At 36.6% G+C, this 18,006-nt stretch carries 9 protein-coding genes; all 9 read left to right on the top strand.

The window, feature by feature from the left end:
* Nucleotides 1–206 precede the first annotated feature (206 nt).
* The 9 genes from AAC601_RS14935 to AAC601_RS14895 all read left to right on the top strand — a co-directional run bounded on the left by AAC601_RS14935 (nt 207) and on the right by AAC601_RS14895 (nt 17,251).
* Nucleotides 207–1,220, top strand: coding sequence for a medium chain dehydrogenase/reductase family protein (locus AAC601_RS14935; RefSeq protein WP_340153689.1), 1,014 nt, complete (start codon nt 207–209; stop codon nt 1,218–1,220).
* A 76-nt stretch (nt 1,221–1,296) separates the two neighbouring features.
* A complete protein-coding gene (locus tag AAC601_RS14930) occupies nt 1,297–1,881 on the top strand; it encodes an RNA polymerase sigma factor (protein WP_303270364.1) in 585 nt (194 codons plus the stop codon).
* A 14-nt stretch (nt 1,882–1,895) separates the two neighbouring features.
* Nucleotides 1,896–2,204 (top strand): hypothetical protein, encoded by a 309-nt coding sequence (locus AAC601_RS14925; protein ID WP_340153688.1) that lies wholly within the window; start codon nt 1,896–1,898, stop codon nt 2,202–2,204.
* Nucleotides 2,194–2,676, top strand: coding sequence for a hypothetical protein (locus AAC601_RS14920; RefSeq protein ID WP_340153687.1), 483 nt, complete (start codon nt 2,194–2,196; stop codon nt 2,674–2,676). The genes AAC601_RS14925 and AAC601_RS14920 overlap by 11 nt, the downstream gene beginning before the upstream one ends.
* A 595-nt stretch (nt 2,677–3,271) precedes the next feature.
* Nucleotides 3,272–10,015 (top strand): cadherin domain-containing protein, encoded by a 6,744-nt coding sequence (locus AAC601_RS14915; RefSeq protein ID WP_340153686.1) that lies wholly within the window; start codon nt 3,272–3,274, stop codon nt 10,013–10,015.
* Nucleotides 10,016–10,133: 118 nt separating this feature from the next.
* Nucleotides 10,134–11,093 carry a PorP/SprF family type IX secretion system membrane protein gene (locus AAC601_RS14910; protein ID WP_340153685.1) on the top strand — a complete coding sequence of 320 codons (960 nt, stop codon included), beginning with the start codon at nt 10,134–10,136 and terminating at the stop codon, nt 11,091–11,093.
* Nucleotides 11,094–11,535: 442 nt separating this feature from the next.
* Entirely contained in the window at nt 11,536–15,324 is a 3,789-nt protein-coding gene (locus AAC601_RS14905) for a PAS domain S-box protein (RefSeq protein ID WP_340153684.1), read from the top strand.
* Entirely contained in the window at nt 15,324–16,658 is a 1,335-nt protein-coding gene (locus tag AAC601_RS14900) for an ATP-binding protein (RefSeq protein ID WP_340153683.1), read from the top strand. The genes AAC601_RS14905 and AAC601_RS14900 overlap by 1 nt, the downstream gene beginning before the upstream one ends.
* Nucleotides 16,659–16,822: 164 nt before the next feature.
* Nucleotides 16,823–17,251 (top strand): response regulator, encoded by a 429-nt coding sequence (locus AAC601_RS14895; RefSeq protein WP_303270357.1) that lies wholly within the window; start codon nt 16,823–16,825, stop codon nt 17,249–17,251.
* Nucleotides 17,252–18,006: the final 755 nt, after the last annotated feature.

The following is an 18,006-nucleotide window of genomic DNA, read 5'->3' as shown; positions in this document are numbered from 1 at the left end:
TTTTTACTTTACTTGTCCATTGAAAATATTTTTAGGAATGAAAAATTAAAGGGTCAGATATGGTTTGCCACTCATATAGCTTAAAAGTGTATTTGTTGCAGTTTATAGCAGTTTACAGATTATTTATAACTGGAATCTCAAAATATTCGTCAGTATAAGGATTAGAAAATGGCTCACTAAAAACTCTAGATAACAAAAAAATAAAGATGGAATACAATAGAATGGTAATTTCGGAATATGGGGCACCAGATGTCTTGAAGAAGGTTACAGAAAAGGAGCTCCCGATTCCTCAAGCTGGCGAAGTAAGAGTTAAGGTACTGACTACCAGTGCCTGCTTTACGGATACATTAATTCGTAGAGGTATTTATCCAGCGGTTAGAAATAAACCACCTTTTTCACCAGGCTACGATTTGGTTGGTGTGATAGATGCTTTGGGGGAAGGAGTAGAAAATGTAACTGTGGGACAAAAAGTAGCGGATTTGACCGTTATTGGAGCCTACACTGAATACATTTGCCTGAAGGCAGAATCTATTGTAGTTGTCCCCGAAGAATTAGATAATGCAGAAGCCGTAAGTATGGTTTTATCTTACCTAACTGCATATCAAATGCTGCACAGATTTACTAAGTTGAAAAATGGAGACACTGTTTTAATTCATGCTACTTCAGGAGCTGTAGGTACCGCACTAATACAATTAGGCAAACTCATGAATTTGAAGATGTACGGCACTGCTTCTAAAGGTAAAAATGAGTTAGTAGAAAAAATGGGGGCAATTCCCATTGACTATAAAAATGAAGACTTCGAAGCGATAATCAAGGAGAAAGAACCGAATGGTATCGATGCTGTATTTGACCCAATTGGTGGAAGTTATTTTCCGAAATCTTTAAGACTTTTGAAGAAGAAAGGAACCTTAGTCGCCTATGGTTACCAAAGTTCGGCAGACGGGAATGGGGGTAATGTAATCCTCGATTTTTTCAAGGTCCTGTTTTGGAATTTGCTTCCTACAAAGCCCAATGCTAAATTTTATGTGATCACTTCGGAGAGAAAAAAACACCCTGATTGGTTTCAGGAAGATTTAAAAGCTTTATTCACGCTTTTGACGGAAAAACAAATCAAACCACTTATCGGAAAGATTATGAAATTAGAAGAGGCAGCAGAAGCCCATAAACTGGTCGAGAATTACATGGTTGAGGGAAAGATTGTTTTGAAAGTTAATAAGTGACAAATGTCGCTTTGTTGTAAAAATGTTGAGCTATACATTGTAAATTATGAATCCATAAGCTGGATTTTTTAAACCTATGATTAACGAAAAAAACTGTTTAGAAGCTATTGCAAAAGGAAGTGAAGAAGCTTTGGAACAGTTGTATAATGAGTATGCTGACCGGGTTTACAATACTTTAATTAGCTATACCAAAAATTCGGAAGATGCAGAAGAACTGCTCCAAGATGTGTTTGTGACCCTTTACAATTCTGTAGCAAATTTTGAGCATAACTCTGCTGTTAGTACATGGATTTACCGCATAGCTGTGAATAAGGCATTAGATTTTATACGGAAGAGAAATAGTAAAAAGCGCTTTGGAATTTTCACTTCTCTTTATTCAAAAGAATCTGGTGAAATGAAATATGATTCCATTGAATTTGTGCATCCTGGCATACAAATGGAAAACAAAGAAGATGCAGCTTTTTTATTTAAAGCAATAGAGTCACTGCCTGAAAACCAGAAAACTGCATTCATTCTAACTCAAATTGAAGGCTTACCACAGAAAAAGGTGGGAGAAATAATGGAGCAAAGTAGGAAATCAGTAGAGTCTTTAGTGCAAAGGGCTAAAGCAAATTTAAAAGTAGAACTAAAAAAATTCTTCCCAGAGCGAGGGAAAAAATAAAATTTTACGTCAAAATGGATATGAAGTCTGAAGATCGAATAAATAGGGCATTAAAGAGTGTTGAAAACATTGAAAGAGCTAAAGCTCCAGAAGATGGGTTTCAAAAAATTCAAGCGAAGATTGCCGCTCAGAAAAATGTAAGCAAGAATACAAAGGGGGTTTTAGGAACGTCCATGTTAAAAATGGCAGCGATGATTGCCATTATCCTGAGTTTTAATATCTGGGCAGCTTCTAACTATTTAGGAAAAGATAATGTACACCTGGATAGCTCAGCATATTCACAAATAACCACTGACTATAACTTATACGAAAATGAACAATAAAATATATAAAATCGGATTTTTGGTATTATTGGTGATTAACATCGCCATGCTAGTACTTTTTGTACTGAAACCAGACAGAAGCAGATCTAAAGAGGGGATGAAGGAAAAAATAGCTATGCAGCTTGATTTTACGGACGATCAAAAATCTTCTTTTGGAGAAATGGTTGATAAGCACAGAAATGCAATTAGAACGCTTAACGATCAAGAGCGTAAATTAACTGATCAATACTTTAGTCAATTGCAGTCATCTTCATCAGCTACAGAAAATATGGCCAAGCAAGAAGAAACTTTTCAAAAAATTATGGATGTAAAATCTAAGAAGTTAAGTACCACTTACCTTCATCTAGACGATGTGAAATCGCTTTGCAATGATGAGCAGCTTGAGAAATTTGATGCATTTCTGAAGCAAGTCATACCTCGTTTGACAGGTGCCCCTGATCGTGATAGCAGAATGGAGAGAAGGATTCGTTGACAAAAAAAACCGTAATGCATGAGGTTTAATGCTATTTGCTTTTATTGTAATCAAAAAAGCAATCCCGCCAGATTGAAGCGCGCTGAACTTTGAAACAACTACATAATGTACAAGTCCTTATTAGTACTAAGCTTTTGGAGCCTCTGAATTCATTTACGCAGTTATTTTGAAATTGAGTATTGATAAACTGAAAACTTGCTAAGTAGTATTACAACTGTTTTTTACCTTGGTTTTTGAAGATTTCAATCGTTGTTTGGTGTGGTTTACTCGGGGGGGTAAATTTTTATTTGCTCAAGTAATAAGGAAATCGCCTATTGGTGGACTGCTATCCTGTAGAGCATCTTTACATATACTTTAGTATTTACATCTTAAGAAGGGGTCCCAAAATCCGATATGAATCTAGATTTTCCAGACAAATTTTTTACAGCCTAGCTTTTAAGGATTATATTAATAATGTGTATGCATTTGATATCTTCGTTGATATTCATTCCTGTTTGTTTTATAGGTGATACACCTAAATTTGTATTTCAGTAGTTCACATAATCTTAATTCTTAAAGAGTGTGGTTTTTTGTGGTAATCAAAAATAGAATTACCATGAAAAACAAATTATTACTTACAATTATCCTACTTCTTACTTGGGTAGGAGCACAAGCCCACTCAGGTGGGGTATGGATAGCCAATGATGGATGTGGTCATTGGTACGCCATTGTATTTCACTATCATAACAATAGTAGTGGAGGGTCTGTTTCTGGCTCTGCAAAAGCTGGACTTTATATTGACTACGACCAGGATGGTGTATTCAACGTGAATGGACAAACATACGCCTATACCAATGCTGCCGGTTTTACGACTAGCGATGGAGACTTTCAGAGATTTACTGATTGGATTAACCTTTCTGATAAGTCAATGTCAGCTAATGCATTTGCAAATAATGCAGCTACTCAAACTGAGGTGCTAAATTGGCTCAATGCTAATAAAAACTTTGGAAAAAATTACTCTTTAACTGTAGCCATAGATGCGGGAAACTATTCTAGTACATGGTACGAAGCATTAGTCGCACCAATTAAGCCCTTATCGCCTGGAGTTTATAAAACATCGACTTCAACCTCCTCAATGGTGGAAACTCCTGTTGGTTATACTAACCCATTTAACTTAAAATATACTCCTACTAATTTCACTGGAACTCTAACAACTCAGAGCACCTGTGGAGAGACTTTACAAATTGAAGCAAGTTTAACACAGACTTGTGTTGAAGAATATGGTTTGGTTTATTCCTTGACTAACCAATTACCTTCAGTAGGGGATGCAGACGCAACAAAACAAGTATTATGGAATGGTGTCGCCACTGATTTTACCAATGAGGCACTTGACTATACCGTAAATGTAGATGCAGCAGATGAATTTAAAGATCATTACCTAAGAACATACTATTTACAAAATGTGTCGGGGACTTATTTTTATGTTTATTCACCATTGATTACTGCCATGCCTTTGGATCCCGACTTAGATTGTGACGGTGATGGAATATCAAATGGCCAAGAGTTAGATACATCTGATACTAATAAAGATACTGATGGTGATGAAATACCTGATTACCGAGATCAAGATTCCAATAATGATGGGACTTCCGATAGTGAAGATACAGGAGCTCCCGATTGTGATGAGGATGGTGTTAAGGATTTTCAAGATTTAAATAATGATCCAGAGATTCAGTCACAGCCTTCCAATGCTTCTGCGTGTGACCTCAGCAACGCAACTTTCAGTGTAACTGCTACGGGAGGAGGATTATCCTATCAGTGGCAAGTGAATGAAGGGTCGGGTTTTGTGGATTTAGTAAATGATGACACTTACAGTAATACATCAAGCAGTACATTGAATATCTCTGCGGCCACCGTGGGTATGGATGGCTTCCTCTACAGATGTGTTATTAATTCTTCTTCATGTAATACTTCTTCAACTTCCGAGAATGCAAGCTTAACCATCAATTTTGCTAGTGCGCCTGTATCAACGGATATCACATATAATCTTGATGAAACAGCTGCCGCTTTAAGCACACATATTACAGGTCAAAATTTGACTTACTATGATGCTGAAAACGGAGGTACTGGTGTTGTTCATGAAATAACTCCTTCTACAAATAATGTTGGAGTTAGCGAATACTGGGTAAGTCAGACTGTTGATGGATGTGAATCCGCAAGGTCTAAAGTAACTGTAACTGTGGAATTTCCCTATGCATTAGGAGGTTCTGCTAGCGCAAAAAGCAGCTTGTTTGCTCTCAATAGTAAAGTTGATGAGTCTGTCACAATCACTGGTAGTGGTGATATAACAGACCCAAAAGTTTATGTTAACACGGGCTATCAAACTGGTGACAAGCTGCAATCAGGAATTGATTTGCCTTCAGGTATTTCAGCTAACTTTGACGCTAATAGCGGTAGTTTGAATTTCACCGGAACTGCTAGTGCAGCAGTTTGGCAAGAAATATTTAGAAATGTGATGTTCTCTTCTACTTCTTCAAATACGGATGACAGAACAATTGCATTTATTTTAGAGAATAGTATCAGCCTAAAAGTAAATGGCAAAGATCACTATTATCAATATATATCAGGTAGCAAAACGTGGGCTCAGGCAAAGACAGAAGCGGAAGCTATGACATTCTTAGGATTGCCGGGATACTTAGCGACAGTCACTTCGCAAAATGAAAATGACTTTATTGAAAATAAATTAGCTAGTGATGGGTGGATTGCAGGATCAGATGACCACAATTTCATAAATGCTGCAGTTGGTTCCACATTGTATGCAAGTCAAGCTAGTGCAGAAGGGAAATGGTATTGGGTGAGTGGACCAGAAAAGGGAGTAGCTATTTCAAACGGCAACGCTTCTCCAGTAGCAGTAGGGGATGCTTTTATTAATTGGAATCCAGGGGAACCAAATAATTCTTCGGGCGAACACTATATGCAATTATATTCCACGCAAAATGGAAAGTGGAATGATCTGCCTGGTGGATATAGCCTTAATGGCTTTGTGGTAGAATATGGAGGATACGAAGATGAAGAGTCGCCAAGTATCCTGCATAGCAGAGTTTTTTCATTTGACCAAGATGCAGATATTTCTATTACTGTAAATGACATTGATGAAAATAGTACAGCTGGTACAGTCTTAGATCAATTACATGTTTCCGGAATCGATGAGGACATGAATATTACTTTCGCATTGACCAGTGGCGAGGGTGATACTGACAACAATCTATTTTCAATAGTTGATGGCGAATTAGTTAGCAGCAGCAGTTTCGACTATGAAAGCAAATCAAGTTTAAGCATAAAAGTAAAAGCTTCAGATGAACTTGGAGGCAGTTTTGAAAAAGTATTAGTTATTTCGGTCAATAATCTTAATGATAATGCACCAATAATCGCTGCTAATCAGTCATTTGATATTGATGAGAATAGTGCAGAAAACACGGTAGTAGGAACTGTTTCAGTAAGCGATGCAGACGGCAGCACTACTTATGAAAACTGGACGATCACATCAGGCAATACGAACGAAGCCTTCCAAATAGATGAAAATACGGGCGAAATCTCAGTAAAGTCTACTGACTTGGATTATGAAGCAGTAGGTAATTACACTTTGACGGTAACTGTTCAAGATGGAGGGAACACTTCTGAAGCAGTTGAATTATCAATTGACATCAATAATTTGAATGACAATGCACCGGTAGTAGCTGAAAATCAGTCATTTGATATTGATGAGAATAGTGCAGAAAACACGGTAGTAGGAACTGTTTCGGTAAGCGATGCAGACGGCAGCATTACTTATGAGAACTGGACGATTACTGCTGGGAATACAAATGAGGCTTTCCAGATTGATGCCAATACAGGCGAGCTATCAGTAAAAACTAACGACTTGGACTATGAGGCAGAGGGTGCTTACACTCTTACAATAACAGTTCAAGATGGAGCTAATACTTCAGCAGCAGTTGATTTGACCATTGACATTAATAATCTTAATGATAATGCACCAGTAATTGCTGCAAATCAATCATTTAATATTGATGAGAACAATGCTCAAAATACGGTAGTGGGTACAGTTGCAGTAAGCGATGCAGACGGAGCAACTACTTACGAGAATTGGACTATTACGGCTGGAAATACGAACGAAGCCTTCCAAATTGATACCAATACCGGAGAAATCTCAGTAAAGACTACAGACTTGGATTATGAAGCAGTAGGTGCTTATACCTTAACTTTGACAGTTCAGGATGGAGCGAACACTTCTTCTGCGGTTGATTTGAGCATAGACATCAATAATTTAAATGACATTGCACCAGTAATTGCTGTAAATCAGTCATTCAATCTCGATGAGAATAGCACTCAGAATTCAGTAGTAGGAACAGTTGCGGTAAGCGATGCAGATGGCAGTACTACTTATGAAAACTGGACGATCACAGCAGGCAATACGAACGAAGCATTCCAGATTGATGCTAATACAGGCGAGATTTCAGTACAAACTACTGATTTGGATTATGAAGCAGTAGCTGCTTATTCTTTAACAGTATCAGTTGAAGACGGAGTAAATACTGCAGCAGCAGTGGATTTGACAATAGGGATCAATAACCTGAATGATAATGCACCGGTAATCGCTGCTAATCAGTCATTCGATATAGATGAAAATAGTGCTCAAAATACAGTAGTAGGTGCTGTTGCGGTAAGCGATGCAGATGGCACGACTACTTATGAAAACTGGACCATCACAGCGGGCAATACCAACGAAGCCTTCCAGATTGATGCCAATACCGGTGAGCTATCCGTAAAAACTACTGACTTGGATTTTGAAGCAGTGGGAGCTTATACTTTGACGGTAACAGTTCAAGATGGAGCAAATACTTCTGAAGCAGTAGAATTGACCCTTGAAGTGAACAATCAAAATGACAATGCCCCGATAATCTCTGCTAATCAGTCATTCGATATAGATGAAAATAGTGCTCAAAATACAGTAGTAGGTTCTGTTTCGGTAAGCGATGCAGACGGCACGACTACTTACGAAAACTGGATCATCACAGCAGGTAACACCAACGAAGCCTTCCAGATTGATGCAAGTACTGGAGAAATCTCAGTAAAGACTACTGACTTGGATTATGAAGCAGTGGGTAATTACACTTTGACGCTAACAGTTCAAGATGGAGCGAATACATCAGCAGCAGTTGAATTATCAATTGACATCAATAATTTGAATGATAATGCACCGATAATCGCATCTAATCAATCATTCGATATAGATGAAAATAGTGCTCAAAATACAGTAGTAGGTTCTGTTTCAGTAAGCGATGCAGACGGAACGACTACTTATGAAAACTGGATCATCACAGCGGGTAACACCAACGAAGCCTTCCAGATTGATGCAAGTACTGGAGAAATCTCAGTAAAGACTACTGACTTGGATTATGAAGCAGTGGGTAATTACACTTTGACGCTAACAGTTCAAGATGGAGCGAATACATCAGCAGCAGTTGAATTATCAATTGACATCAATAATTTGAATGATAATGCACCGATAATCGCAGCAAATCAGTCATTCGATATTGATGAAAACAGTGCTGAGAATTCGGTAGTAGGATCAGTTTCTGTAAACGATGCAGACGGTAGCACTACTTATGAGAACTGGACGATTACAGCTGGCAATACGAATGAGGCTTTCCAGATTGATACCAATACCGGTGAGCTATCAGTAAAAGCTACTGACTTGGATTATGAAGCAGTAGGTTCTTATACTTTGACCTTAACAGTTCAAGATGGAGCGAACACTTCAGCAGCAGGAAATGTACTAGTTAAAATCAATAACTTGAATGATAATGCACCAGTAATCACAGCGAATCAAAGCTTTAGCATAAATGAAAATTCAGTAGAAAATAGCTTAGTGGGTACTGTAAAAGCCACAGATGCGGATGGTACCCAACAACAATTTACATGGAATCTAATTAGTGAAGAAAATGAAAAGGCTTTTGCTATTGATGCAAACAATGGAATTATCAAAGTATTGAATTCTTCTTTGCTTGATGCAGAAAGAAAGACTCAATTTGTAGCAGAGGTAATCGCTAGTGATGGTGTTCATCAATTCAGTTCTGAAATAACCATCAATGTTTTAAATATCAATGACAACGAACCTGGAATTGCTGAAAATCAAAGCTTCACAATTGAAGAGAATTTATCTGATGAGACTAATATAGGTCAAATAGTGGCTTCAGATGCAGACGCGGCATCCGTACTTGGGAATTGGGAAATTTTGAGCGGCAATACTGATGATGCATTCGAATTAGATCCAAACACGGGGGTTTTGAGTGTAAATAATAGTGCTGCATTGGATTTTGAAACTAGAAGTACTTACACATTAAATGTGAAAGTAACCGATGGTGAACTAGAAAGTAATGTAGCAGTAATTGCTATTCAAATAACAGATTTGAATGATTTAGCGCCTATAATTGAAAATAATATAAGTTTCTCTATTGCAGAAAATGAGCCAATAGGAACTGAGTTAGGAATGATTAGAGCTACTGATAAGGATGGTAATACTGAACTGACCAATTGGACAATAATTTCAGGTAACGATCAAAATGCATTTAGCATAAATGAGAATACTGGTTTGCTTCTAGTTAATAATTCCGGTGCGCTAGATTATGAAAAAGTAAATCAGTTCACTTTAGGAATTACTGTTTCGGATGGAATAAATACTAGTAATGTAAGCGAGATTAGTGTTGCAATTGAAAATGTCAATGATAATGCACCATCATCATTAAGTTTAAGCAATACTCAACTACATGAAGAAGACGCAAGCGGAACAGAAGTAGGGTATTTCACCACTGCTGATGCAGATGTAATTGATAATTTTACCTATCAACTGGTGAGCGGAGAAGGGGATGATGATAATGATTATTTTCAAATAATTGATGATGAATTATTCACAAATAAACCATTGGATTTCGATTATAATAGCAGGCTGAAAATACGAGTAAGAACAGAAGATAGTGGTGGCAATGCATTTGAAGCTAATTTCAGCATCACCGTGACGGCTAATATGGAAATCGAACTAAGTATTCCAACGGCTTTCACACCCAATGGCGATGGAAGCAATGATACTTGGGAAATCGATAGAATGGGCAATTACCCTAAGAGTACTATTAGAATTTATAATAGTGATGGAATTGAGGTGTTCAAAAATACTGGATACACCCAACAGTGGGATGGCTACTATAATGGAAAATTAATGTCTATTGGTAATTATTACTACATCATTCAACTTAATGATAGCACTGGTAAGGTTTATAAGGGCAGTGTAATGATCATTAAATAATCACTTTAAATGAAGATGTGAAATCAATATGGAAATTCAGCTTCGATTTTGAAATACAATCGAAGTTGAATTTCTAACAAAGATTCCATATCACCATAAAAATATAAATAAGATAATCATGAAAAAAATCATCATATTAATCGTAATAAATGCTTTATCAATTGGATTGATAAAGGCACAAACAAACCCTCTGTTGGGTCAATACATTCAAAATTTACCTGCTTATAACCCTTCATTGGCGGGGGTGAATGACTTTCTGGATATTAATGCTGGTTTTCGCCAACAATGGGTTGGTTTTCAAAAAGCGCCACAAACTAATTATCTGAGTGCTTATAGTACCTTGAAGTTTGATGGAGACAAAGAAAGAAGCGAATTTGCACAATCCTTAAAGCATGGAGTCGGAGGATTTGTGATTTTACAAAATCAGGGCTACTACAGACAATCTGAGGTGTCCTTTACCTATGCTGTTCATGTTCCTGTGTTTAAAGGAACTTATTTTTCCTTGGGTTTGTCGCCAAGTTTTTACAATAATCAAATTGATTTATCGGATTTATGGGTGAAAGATCAGTCCTCAGACGAAACTTACCAATCGGTAATGGAAAATGGGTATTCCAATACGTTTTTACACACTAATTTTGGGATTTCTTTGTACTCACCTGATTATTATGTTTCCTATAGTTTAATGGAAGCCTCCGAATTACAACTGAGTGGTAATGAAGAAACCAAAAATAATATCAGTAACGGCAGGCATCATATTATGGGAGGTTATCGATTTCAAATTAATAAAGACTTTGACATCATTCCCAATACGTTTGTCAGGCTTGATCAAGCAAGACCTGCTTTTTACGAACTGGGAGTCCGTTCTCAATATCAAGGAAATCTTTGGGCTGGGCTTTCCTACAGAAATGATAATACTTTGGTTAACATGTTGGGTATTCATTTTAAAGAAAAATACAAAATAGGATATGCCTTCGAATATAAATGGGGAGAGGTTTCTCAATACAACAGTGGTTCACATGAAGTTGTGCTAGGAATAAGATTGTTTGACCAGAACAAGCCAGGTATAAGTATGTGGTAATACTTATTTTTGATAAATCAGAAAAGCCGGACACAATGTATTCGGTTTTTCTTGGTTTAATTATTTGAGCGGAGCAATGAGTACACTTTCACCATAAAAATAAATCGAATTCAGCTAAATCACCTAATGAAGAGGTGAAAGTATACCTGACTTTTCAAAATTTCCGATGATTTATAACTTAAATTCAAGATGTTTACAGGAACCGGTTAATATCAGGATCTTATTGTGATCCTAGTAAAATGGTTCTAATTAAACTTTTAAAACATTGTATTTTAGAAATAATAATTATTTGCGGCTTTCCTATTTTCTCTTTTTAAACATTTTAGTTTTTTGCTTTAAAATTCGTACTTTATATTCTAGCGACTGAAAGCTAGGTCTGAGAAGTGGCCACGCTAGTCAGAATTATAACTGTGGATCCTTAAGAATTAACTGTTTATTAAAGATGAAAAAGCCTGATTACAGCAATTTTTTCTATTTTAATCCGCTTCCCTCATTGACGTATGATGTGGATGATCTTCATATTCTTGATGTTAATAAGGCAGCCATTGATCATTATGGATATTCACAAAAAGAATTCCTTGCACTTACTATAAAAGACCTACGACCGCCAGAAGAAGTTCCCAAGCTTATCAAGGCCCTTTTAAATACAAAAAGAGTAGAAGGAAATATCTATATCGGCATATTTACTCACATCAAAAAGGATGGCACGCTTATTCAAATGGAAGTCAACGGGCACAAGCTTGATTTCAACGATCGTCAATGTATGCTAGTGGTTTGTCAGGATGTAACCGAGCAAAAGCAGAAGGAACAGCAAAAAGAATTATTGGCGGATATCAGTTTGGATTTTTCCTCTGCAAGTGACCTGTTTTCTGCTTCAAATGCCTTATGCAAAACCATGTGTGAATATGGTCAGTTTGACTTTGCGGAATTATGGCTGCCTAATATTGAAAATACCCTTGTTCAATTAATTGCCAAAACCTCTGCATCTCCTCAAGCAAATGACTTCTATAAATTAAGTGACAATGTTAGGTCATTTAGACTTGGAGAAGGACTGCCTGGCGCAGTATGGGAAAAAAGATCAACATTGTTATGGAACGGTATCAACAAGAAATCTCAATTTTCACAACAAAAGGCAGCAGAAAAAGCAGGCATACAAACTGCATTGGGTATTCCTCTAAGATTAAACGATCAAATTGTAGGAGTGCTTCTGATAGGGACTCAGAACAAAGCGAATTATTTGAAAAAATACATCCAGCTTTTTGAAGAACTTGAACATTTTATAGGATCAGAAATAAACCGTAAGAGGCTGGAAAATGAATTAAGCCATTTATATGATGCAATTCCTGATATAGTGAGCGTAGGAGATTTTAAAGGACGATTCTTACGCATTAACCAAGCAGGTTGTGAGCTCTTAGGGTATGAAGAAGAAGAGATCCTTTATCAGAGCTTAGAGAAATTTATTTACCCAGATGATTTGCATAAAGCCTATAAAGAATTGGAGCGACTAGAAGCAGGCGAGAGTAATTTTGGATTTGATGTACGCTTTTTAACAAAATCAGGCGAATTGATATGGTTGAGCTGGTGCTGCAAAGCAAATGTTGATGAAGGGCTGATTTATTCTTCAGCTAAGAATATTACTCAAGAGAAAAAGTTAAGCCAGCTCAATAAACAAGCAAGTGATCTGGCCAAAGTTGGAAGCTGGGAATATGATTTCATCGAAGATGATCTTTTTTGGTCGGAAGAGGTACACCGGTTGCACAAAACGGATCCAAATTCTTTTAACCCAACTATTGAACGCGCAATTGATTTTTATAGGGAAGAACATAAATCATTTGTTGAAGATCAAATTTACAAAAGTATCAATGAAGGAGTTTACTTAGATTATGAAGCTGCTATAATATCAACTAGAAACGAAGAACGATGGATCAGGGTAATAGCTAGCCCCGAGTACATTGAAGGAAAATGCGTGAAGTTGATTGGCAGTTTTCAGGATATCACTGATCGCAAGGAAGCAGAATTAGGAGTAGTTAGAAGTGAAGAAAAGTTCAGGACTATTTTTGATATTGCTACCTTGGGAATAGCACAAGTTGATCCTTTAACAGGAAAAATCAGCTTAGCTAATTCCTATTACGAAGCTATTACTGGTTATAACGTTGATGAGCTCTTGAATATGTCTTTTGTGGAACTTACGCACCCAGATGACAGGGAGAAGGATTGGGAATTATTCAGTAAAGCAGCTCATGGAGAAGGGGAATATAGAAATGAAAAGCGTTATGTAAAAAAAGACGGGACTATTGTTTGGGTCCGCCTACACGTAGCCTTCATTAGAGATGAAAAAGGGAAGCCCCTTAAAACGGTAGCAATTTGCGAAGACATCACTGACCGCAAGGAAGCTGAAAGCCGACTGCAAAATTTATCGGACAATATACCTGGCGTAGTCTATCAATACTTTATTCACCCCGCTGGCAAACATGAATTTAAATATGTGAGTAGGGGAGCAGAGAAAATTTGGTCCTATAGTCCTGAAGCAGTCACAAAAGACCTTGATTTGGTCTGGAATCAAGTAAAAGATGGAGGTGATTTTCAGGCAGTAAAAAAAAGCATCACAGACTCAATAGATAATCAATCGAAGTGGTCTATGAGATATAGAATTATTAGGCCCGATGGCGAAAAGCGCATTATCCAGGGTCTAGGAACCCCTGAGTTTTTCGGAGACGGAACAGTGGTATATAATTCTGTAGCGCTGGACATTACGGAAGAAGTAAAAAACGAAGAACTATTGGAGCTGGCAACTGATTTGGCCAGAATTGGTAGCTGGGAAATTGATATGGTGCATGATAAATTATACTGGTCAGACACCGTTTACGAGTTGCACGAGATAGATCCTGATTCCTTTGAGCATGATCTTCAAGAAAGCATCAATTTCTATAGGAAAGATTTTCGTCAGTTGGTGAATGAAAGAATAACGAAAGCGATAGAGACCGGTAAAGGTTTCGATTTTGAAGCGGTAATTATTACAGCTAAAAAACAGGAACGTTGGGTGCGGGTCATCGGGAATGCGGAATTCATAGATGGAAAATGTCAGCGTGTGTACGGAAGTTTTCAGGACATTCATGAGCGGAAAATCACAGAGGCACAAAAGAATAGTTTATTGGAAACTTTGGAAAATAGCTTGAATGAAATTTATATGTTTGAGCCTACATCACTACAGTTTAGTTATGTCAACAGAGGAGCCTTACTAAATATCGGCTATTCAGAACGCGAAATGAAGTCACTTACTCCCATTGATCTGAAGCCAGAGTTTACAGAAGCATCTTTTGTTAAGTTGGTTGCACCTCTGATCAATAATGAAAAAGAGAAAATTGTTTTTTTCACAAACCACAAAAGAAAAAATGGAAGCCTTTATCCTGTTGAAGTACATCTACAATTAGTGACAGAAACCTACAAAAAAACATTTTTAGCAATTATACTTGATATAACAGAGAGAAGAAAAGCTGAAGAAAAACTTATTGAACTAAATGATTCTTTAAAGAAATATACTAATGAATTAGAATTGACTAATCAGGAGTTAGAGCAATTTGCTTATATCGCTTCTCATGATTTACAAGAGCCTTTAAGAATGGTAACTAGTTTCATGGATTTATTAAAGAGAAAATATGAAGATCAGCTAGATGATAAAGCACTTCAATATATTGGTTTTGCTACTGATGGAGCTAAGCGTATGAAAACGATCATATTGGACTTATTGGATTACTCTAGGGCTGGGAAATTGAATATGTCTCAAGTGAAGGTCAGCACGAAAAAAATTGTAGATGACTACAAAATATTAAGAAAAAAGGCAATCAGCGAAAAAAATGTTAGGCTGGAGGTTTATAATTTACCTACTGTAAAGTCTTATCCAGCACCCTTGACCCAAACGATCCATTGCTTACTTGATAATGCCATTAAATATTCAAGAAAGGGAGTACGTCCAATTATAAAAATTGATGCCGAAGAACTTGACGGTTTTTGGCAATTTAAAGTGGAAGACAACGGAATAGGAATTGAACCTAAGTTTTTTGAAAAGATTTTTATTATTTTTCAAAGGCTTCATAATAGAGATGAATTCTCTGGTTCTGGTATAGGTTTGGCTATTGCTAAGAAACATGTAGAATCCTGGGGAGGAACTATTCGATTAGAATCAACTAGAGGGGAAGGCTCTACATTTTACTTTACTATACCAAAAGCTTGATGAGAAATATTTGGCAAAAATATAAGGATACTATTAGAAGGAATTGTTCTCTAAGCAATGTAGAATCTGGAGACAGTGTAAATTATTGGCGAAACACCTTGTTTTCCACCACCATGATTTTTGTACTGCCTCTTTGTTTCGTTGCGTTAGTCCCGTCTTTGTTTTTAATCACATTTGAAAATAAAGAGTATATAACATTACTGCATTTTGTCACTATTGGCCTTATGCTATTTATTGCATTTGCGCCAAGCGTTAAAGTAAAGGTGAGGAAATTGATTTTTTCTTTAACCGTATATGCTTTTGCCGCCATGTTAAATTTTTTTACCTCGCCTTCTTCAGGTTCGGTTTTGATTTACTTCTATGCAGCATGTGTTTTCTCTATCATTATCTTTGACAATAAGTATGCTTATTGGTGGAGTCATCTCGTATTGTTAATATCGGTAATGTTTGGTCTTATTATACATTTCGAGTTTTGGGATTTTGAGTATAATGTTGATATGAGTTCTGTCAATGAATGGGTTGCCGTTAGTTCTAATGTTATTTTCGTTTGCTACCTGTCATCAGCGCTCATTCCTAAAATTTTCATTGGATTAGAAAACCATATCAATGAGCAGAACAGACTAAGGAATGAACTTGAGAAAAGTCAGGATGCATTACAGCTTAAGAATGCTGAACTTGAGGAATATGTATTTGTGGCATCCCACGACCTGCAGGAGCCTTTAAGGCTGGTATCTAGTTTTATGGATAAACTGAATACCAAATATCAAGGTCAGTTGGATGAAAAGGCACTCCAATATATCCATTTTGCTTCAGAAGGGGCAACACGGATGAAGCAGATTATCCTGGATTTGTTGGATTATTCAAGAGCAGGCAGAACAACTGAATCTCTTGAAAAGGTTGATGTGAATCAATTAGTCTCAGATTTTATAGACTTAAGAGCAAAAGTTATCTCTGAAAAATCGGTAACTATTGCTGCAGATGAATTGCCAGTTTTGCATGTCAGAAAAGATGGGTTTACTCAGGTACTGCACTTGCTACTAGACAATGCCATTAAATACTCAAAAGAAGGAACAGCTCCTCAGCTCGAAATTGATGCAACAGAAAAAATAGAGGGATGGCGCTTTTCAATTAAAGATAATGGTATTGGAATTGACCCTAAGTTTTTCGATAAAATATTTCTAATATTTCAACAACTGCATAACCGTAATGAATATGGAGGTACAGGTGTCGGCTTATCTCTTGCCAAGAAACATGTAGAATCTTGGGGAGGTAAGATATGGGTTGAATCTAAAAAAGGTAGGGGCGCAATTTTTTATTTTACTGTGCCAAAGTAATTTATTATCTGTAATTTTACGTCTGTTAATCATCCACCTTCATAGAATTGGCACGAAGCCAAATTTTTGCTTATCTTGAATATGCTCATTCGAGCAACTTTTTATATTCATTGACAAAAGGTGCTGCCATTTTATGAAATGTAACATTGTAATTTTAGATCAATATGAAACCAGCTAATATTTTGTTAGTAGAAGATAATGAAGGGGATATAATTCTTACTTTAGAAGCATTTGAAGAAAGCAAAATTAAAACAGAAATCAATGTTGTTAAAAATGGCGAGCAAGCTTTAGATTATGTTTTTCAAAGAGGAGAATACTCCAATGCGGCAAGGCCCGATTTAATTCTTCTTGATATCAATATTCCCATTTATAATGGCCATGAGGTTTTAAAGAGCATAAAAGAGAATAAAGATTTGAAAAAAATACCTGTGGTAATGTTAACTACTTCTTCCAATCCCAAGGATATTGATAAGGCTTATGAAAACCACAGCAATAGTTACGTCAAAAAGCCTTTAGACATGGACGATTTTTTAAAAGCAATACTTCGAATAGAGGAATTCTGGCTTCAATTATCGACCCGTTCCTCTTCATAATAGGAATGGAGATAAAGAAATACCTGATAAAATTGCTACCTCAATTATAGATGGTAATGAAGGGGATATTGTTCTGTTGAGTCTTTCCTGTATGAGAAATTTCAACAGATAGTTACTAAACTCAGGAAGGACAACAAAGATATGAAAACTGCTTAGGATGGTTGGTGCTCATTACTGGTAATATTTCTTTTTGAATTCTTTTGTGTGAAGTAATAACTCTTGCGTCCTTACACAAAGATAATTGATTAACTTTCCGATTCCTGCGAGTATCTATTTCTTCACTGAAATAATCATAAAATAAATCAGAATGATGTTTTACTTCCGTGACACTAAAAATATCAACAATACGCAGTAAGCCCTCTTGATTAGTTCACGAATTTCTCTATTAAATAAATCTGTCTTCTGCAATTAATCCTACGAGCATTAATCCTGTAAGGAATATCAGATCTAAAACCAGTATGAATTGGAAGTTCGTTCGCAGTATCAAGGGAATCTATGGGCCGGGCTGACCTGAAATTATAAAACATTTGTTAGGAGTACATCTTAAGGGGAAATACGAAATAGACTAAGTATTTGAATATATATTGGGAGAAGTTTCTCAATACAATAATGTTTTATTGATATTACTTGAAAACAAATAGAATAAAAAACCCCTTAAAACTGAATTTAAGGGGTTTTTGTGAGTATTTAAACTCTAATAGTCGGGGTGGCAGGATTCGAACCTACGACCTCCTCGTCCCAAACGAGGCGCGATA

Source organism: uncultured Marivirga sp., assembly GCF_963974845.1.
Taxonomy (GTDB): Bacteria; Bacteroidota; Bacteroidia; order Cytophagales; family Cyclobacteriaceae; genus Marivirga; species Marivirga harenae.
This window is presented reverse-complemented; position numbering and strand designations above follow the sequence as displayed.

Coding starts and splice junctions, on each gene's coding strand:
- AAC601_RS14935 (WP_340153689.1), top strand. CDS start 207: ATGGAATACAATAGAATGGTAATTTCGGAATATGGGGCACCAGATGTC.
- AAC601_RS14930 (WP_303270364.1), top strand. CDS start 1,297: ATGATTAACGAAAAAAACTGTTTAGAAGCTATTGCAAAAGGAAGTGAA.
- AAC601_RS14925 (WP_340153688.1), top strand. CDS start 1,896: ATGGATATGAAGTCTGAAGATCGAATAAATAGGGCATTAAAGAGTGTT.
- AAC601_RS14920 (WP_340153687.1), top strand. CDS start 2,194: ATGAACAATAAAATATATAAAATCGGATTTTTGGTATTATTGGTGATT.
- AAC601_RS14915 (WP_340153686.1), top strand. CDS start 3,272: ATGAAAAACAAATTATTACTTACAATTATCCTACTTCTTACTTGGGTA.
- AAC601_RS14910 (WP_340153685.1), top strand. CDS start 10,134: ATGAAAAAAATCATCATATTAATCGTAATAAATGCTTTATCAATTGGA.
- AAC601_RS14905 (WP_340153684.1), top strand. CDS start 11,536: ATGAAAAAGCCTGATTACAGCAATTTTTTCTATTTTAATCCGCTTCCC.
- AAC601_RS14900 (WP_340153683.1), top strand. CDS start 15,324: ATGAGAAATATTTGGCAAAAATATAAGGATACTATTAGAAGGAATTGT.
- AAC601_RS14895 (WP_303270357.1), top strand. CDS start 16,823: ATGAAACCAGCTAATATTTTGTTAGTAGAAGATAATGAAGGGGATATA.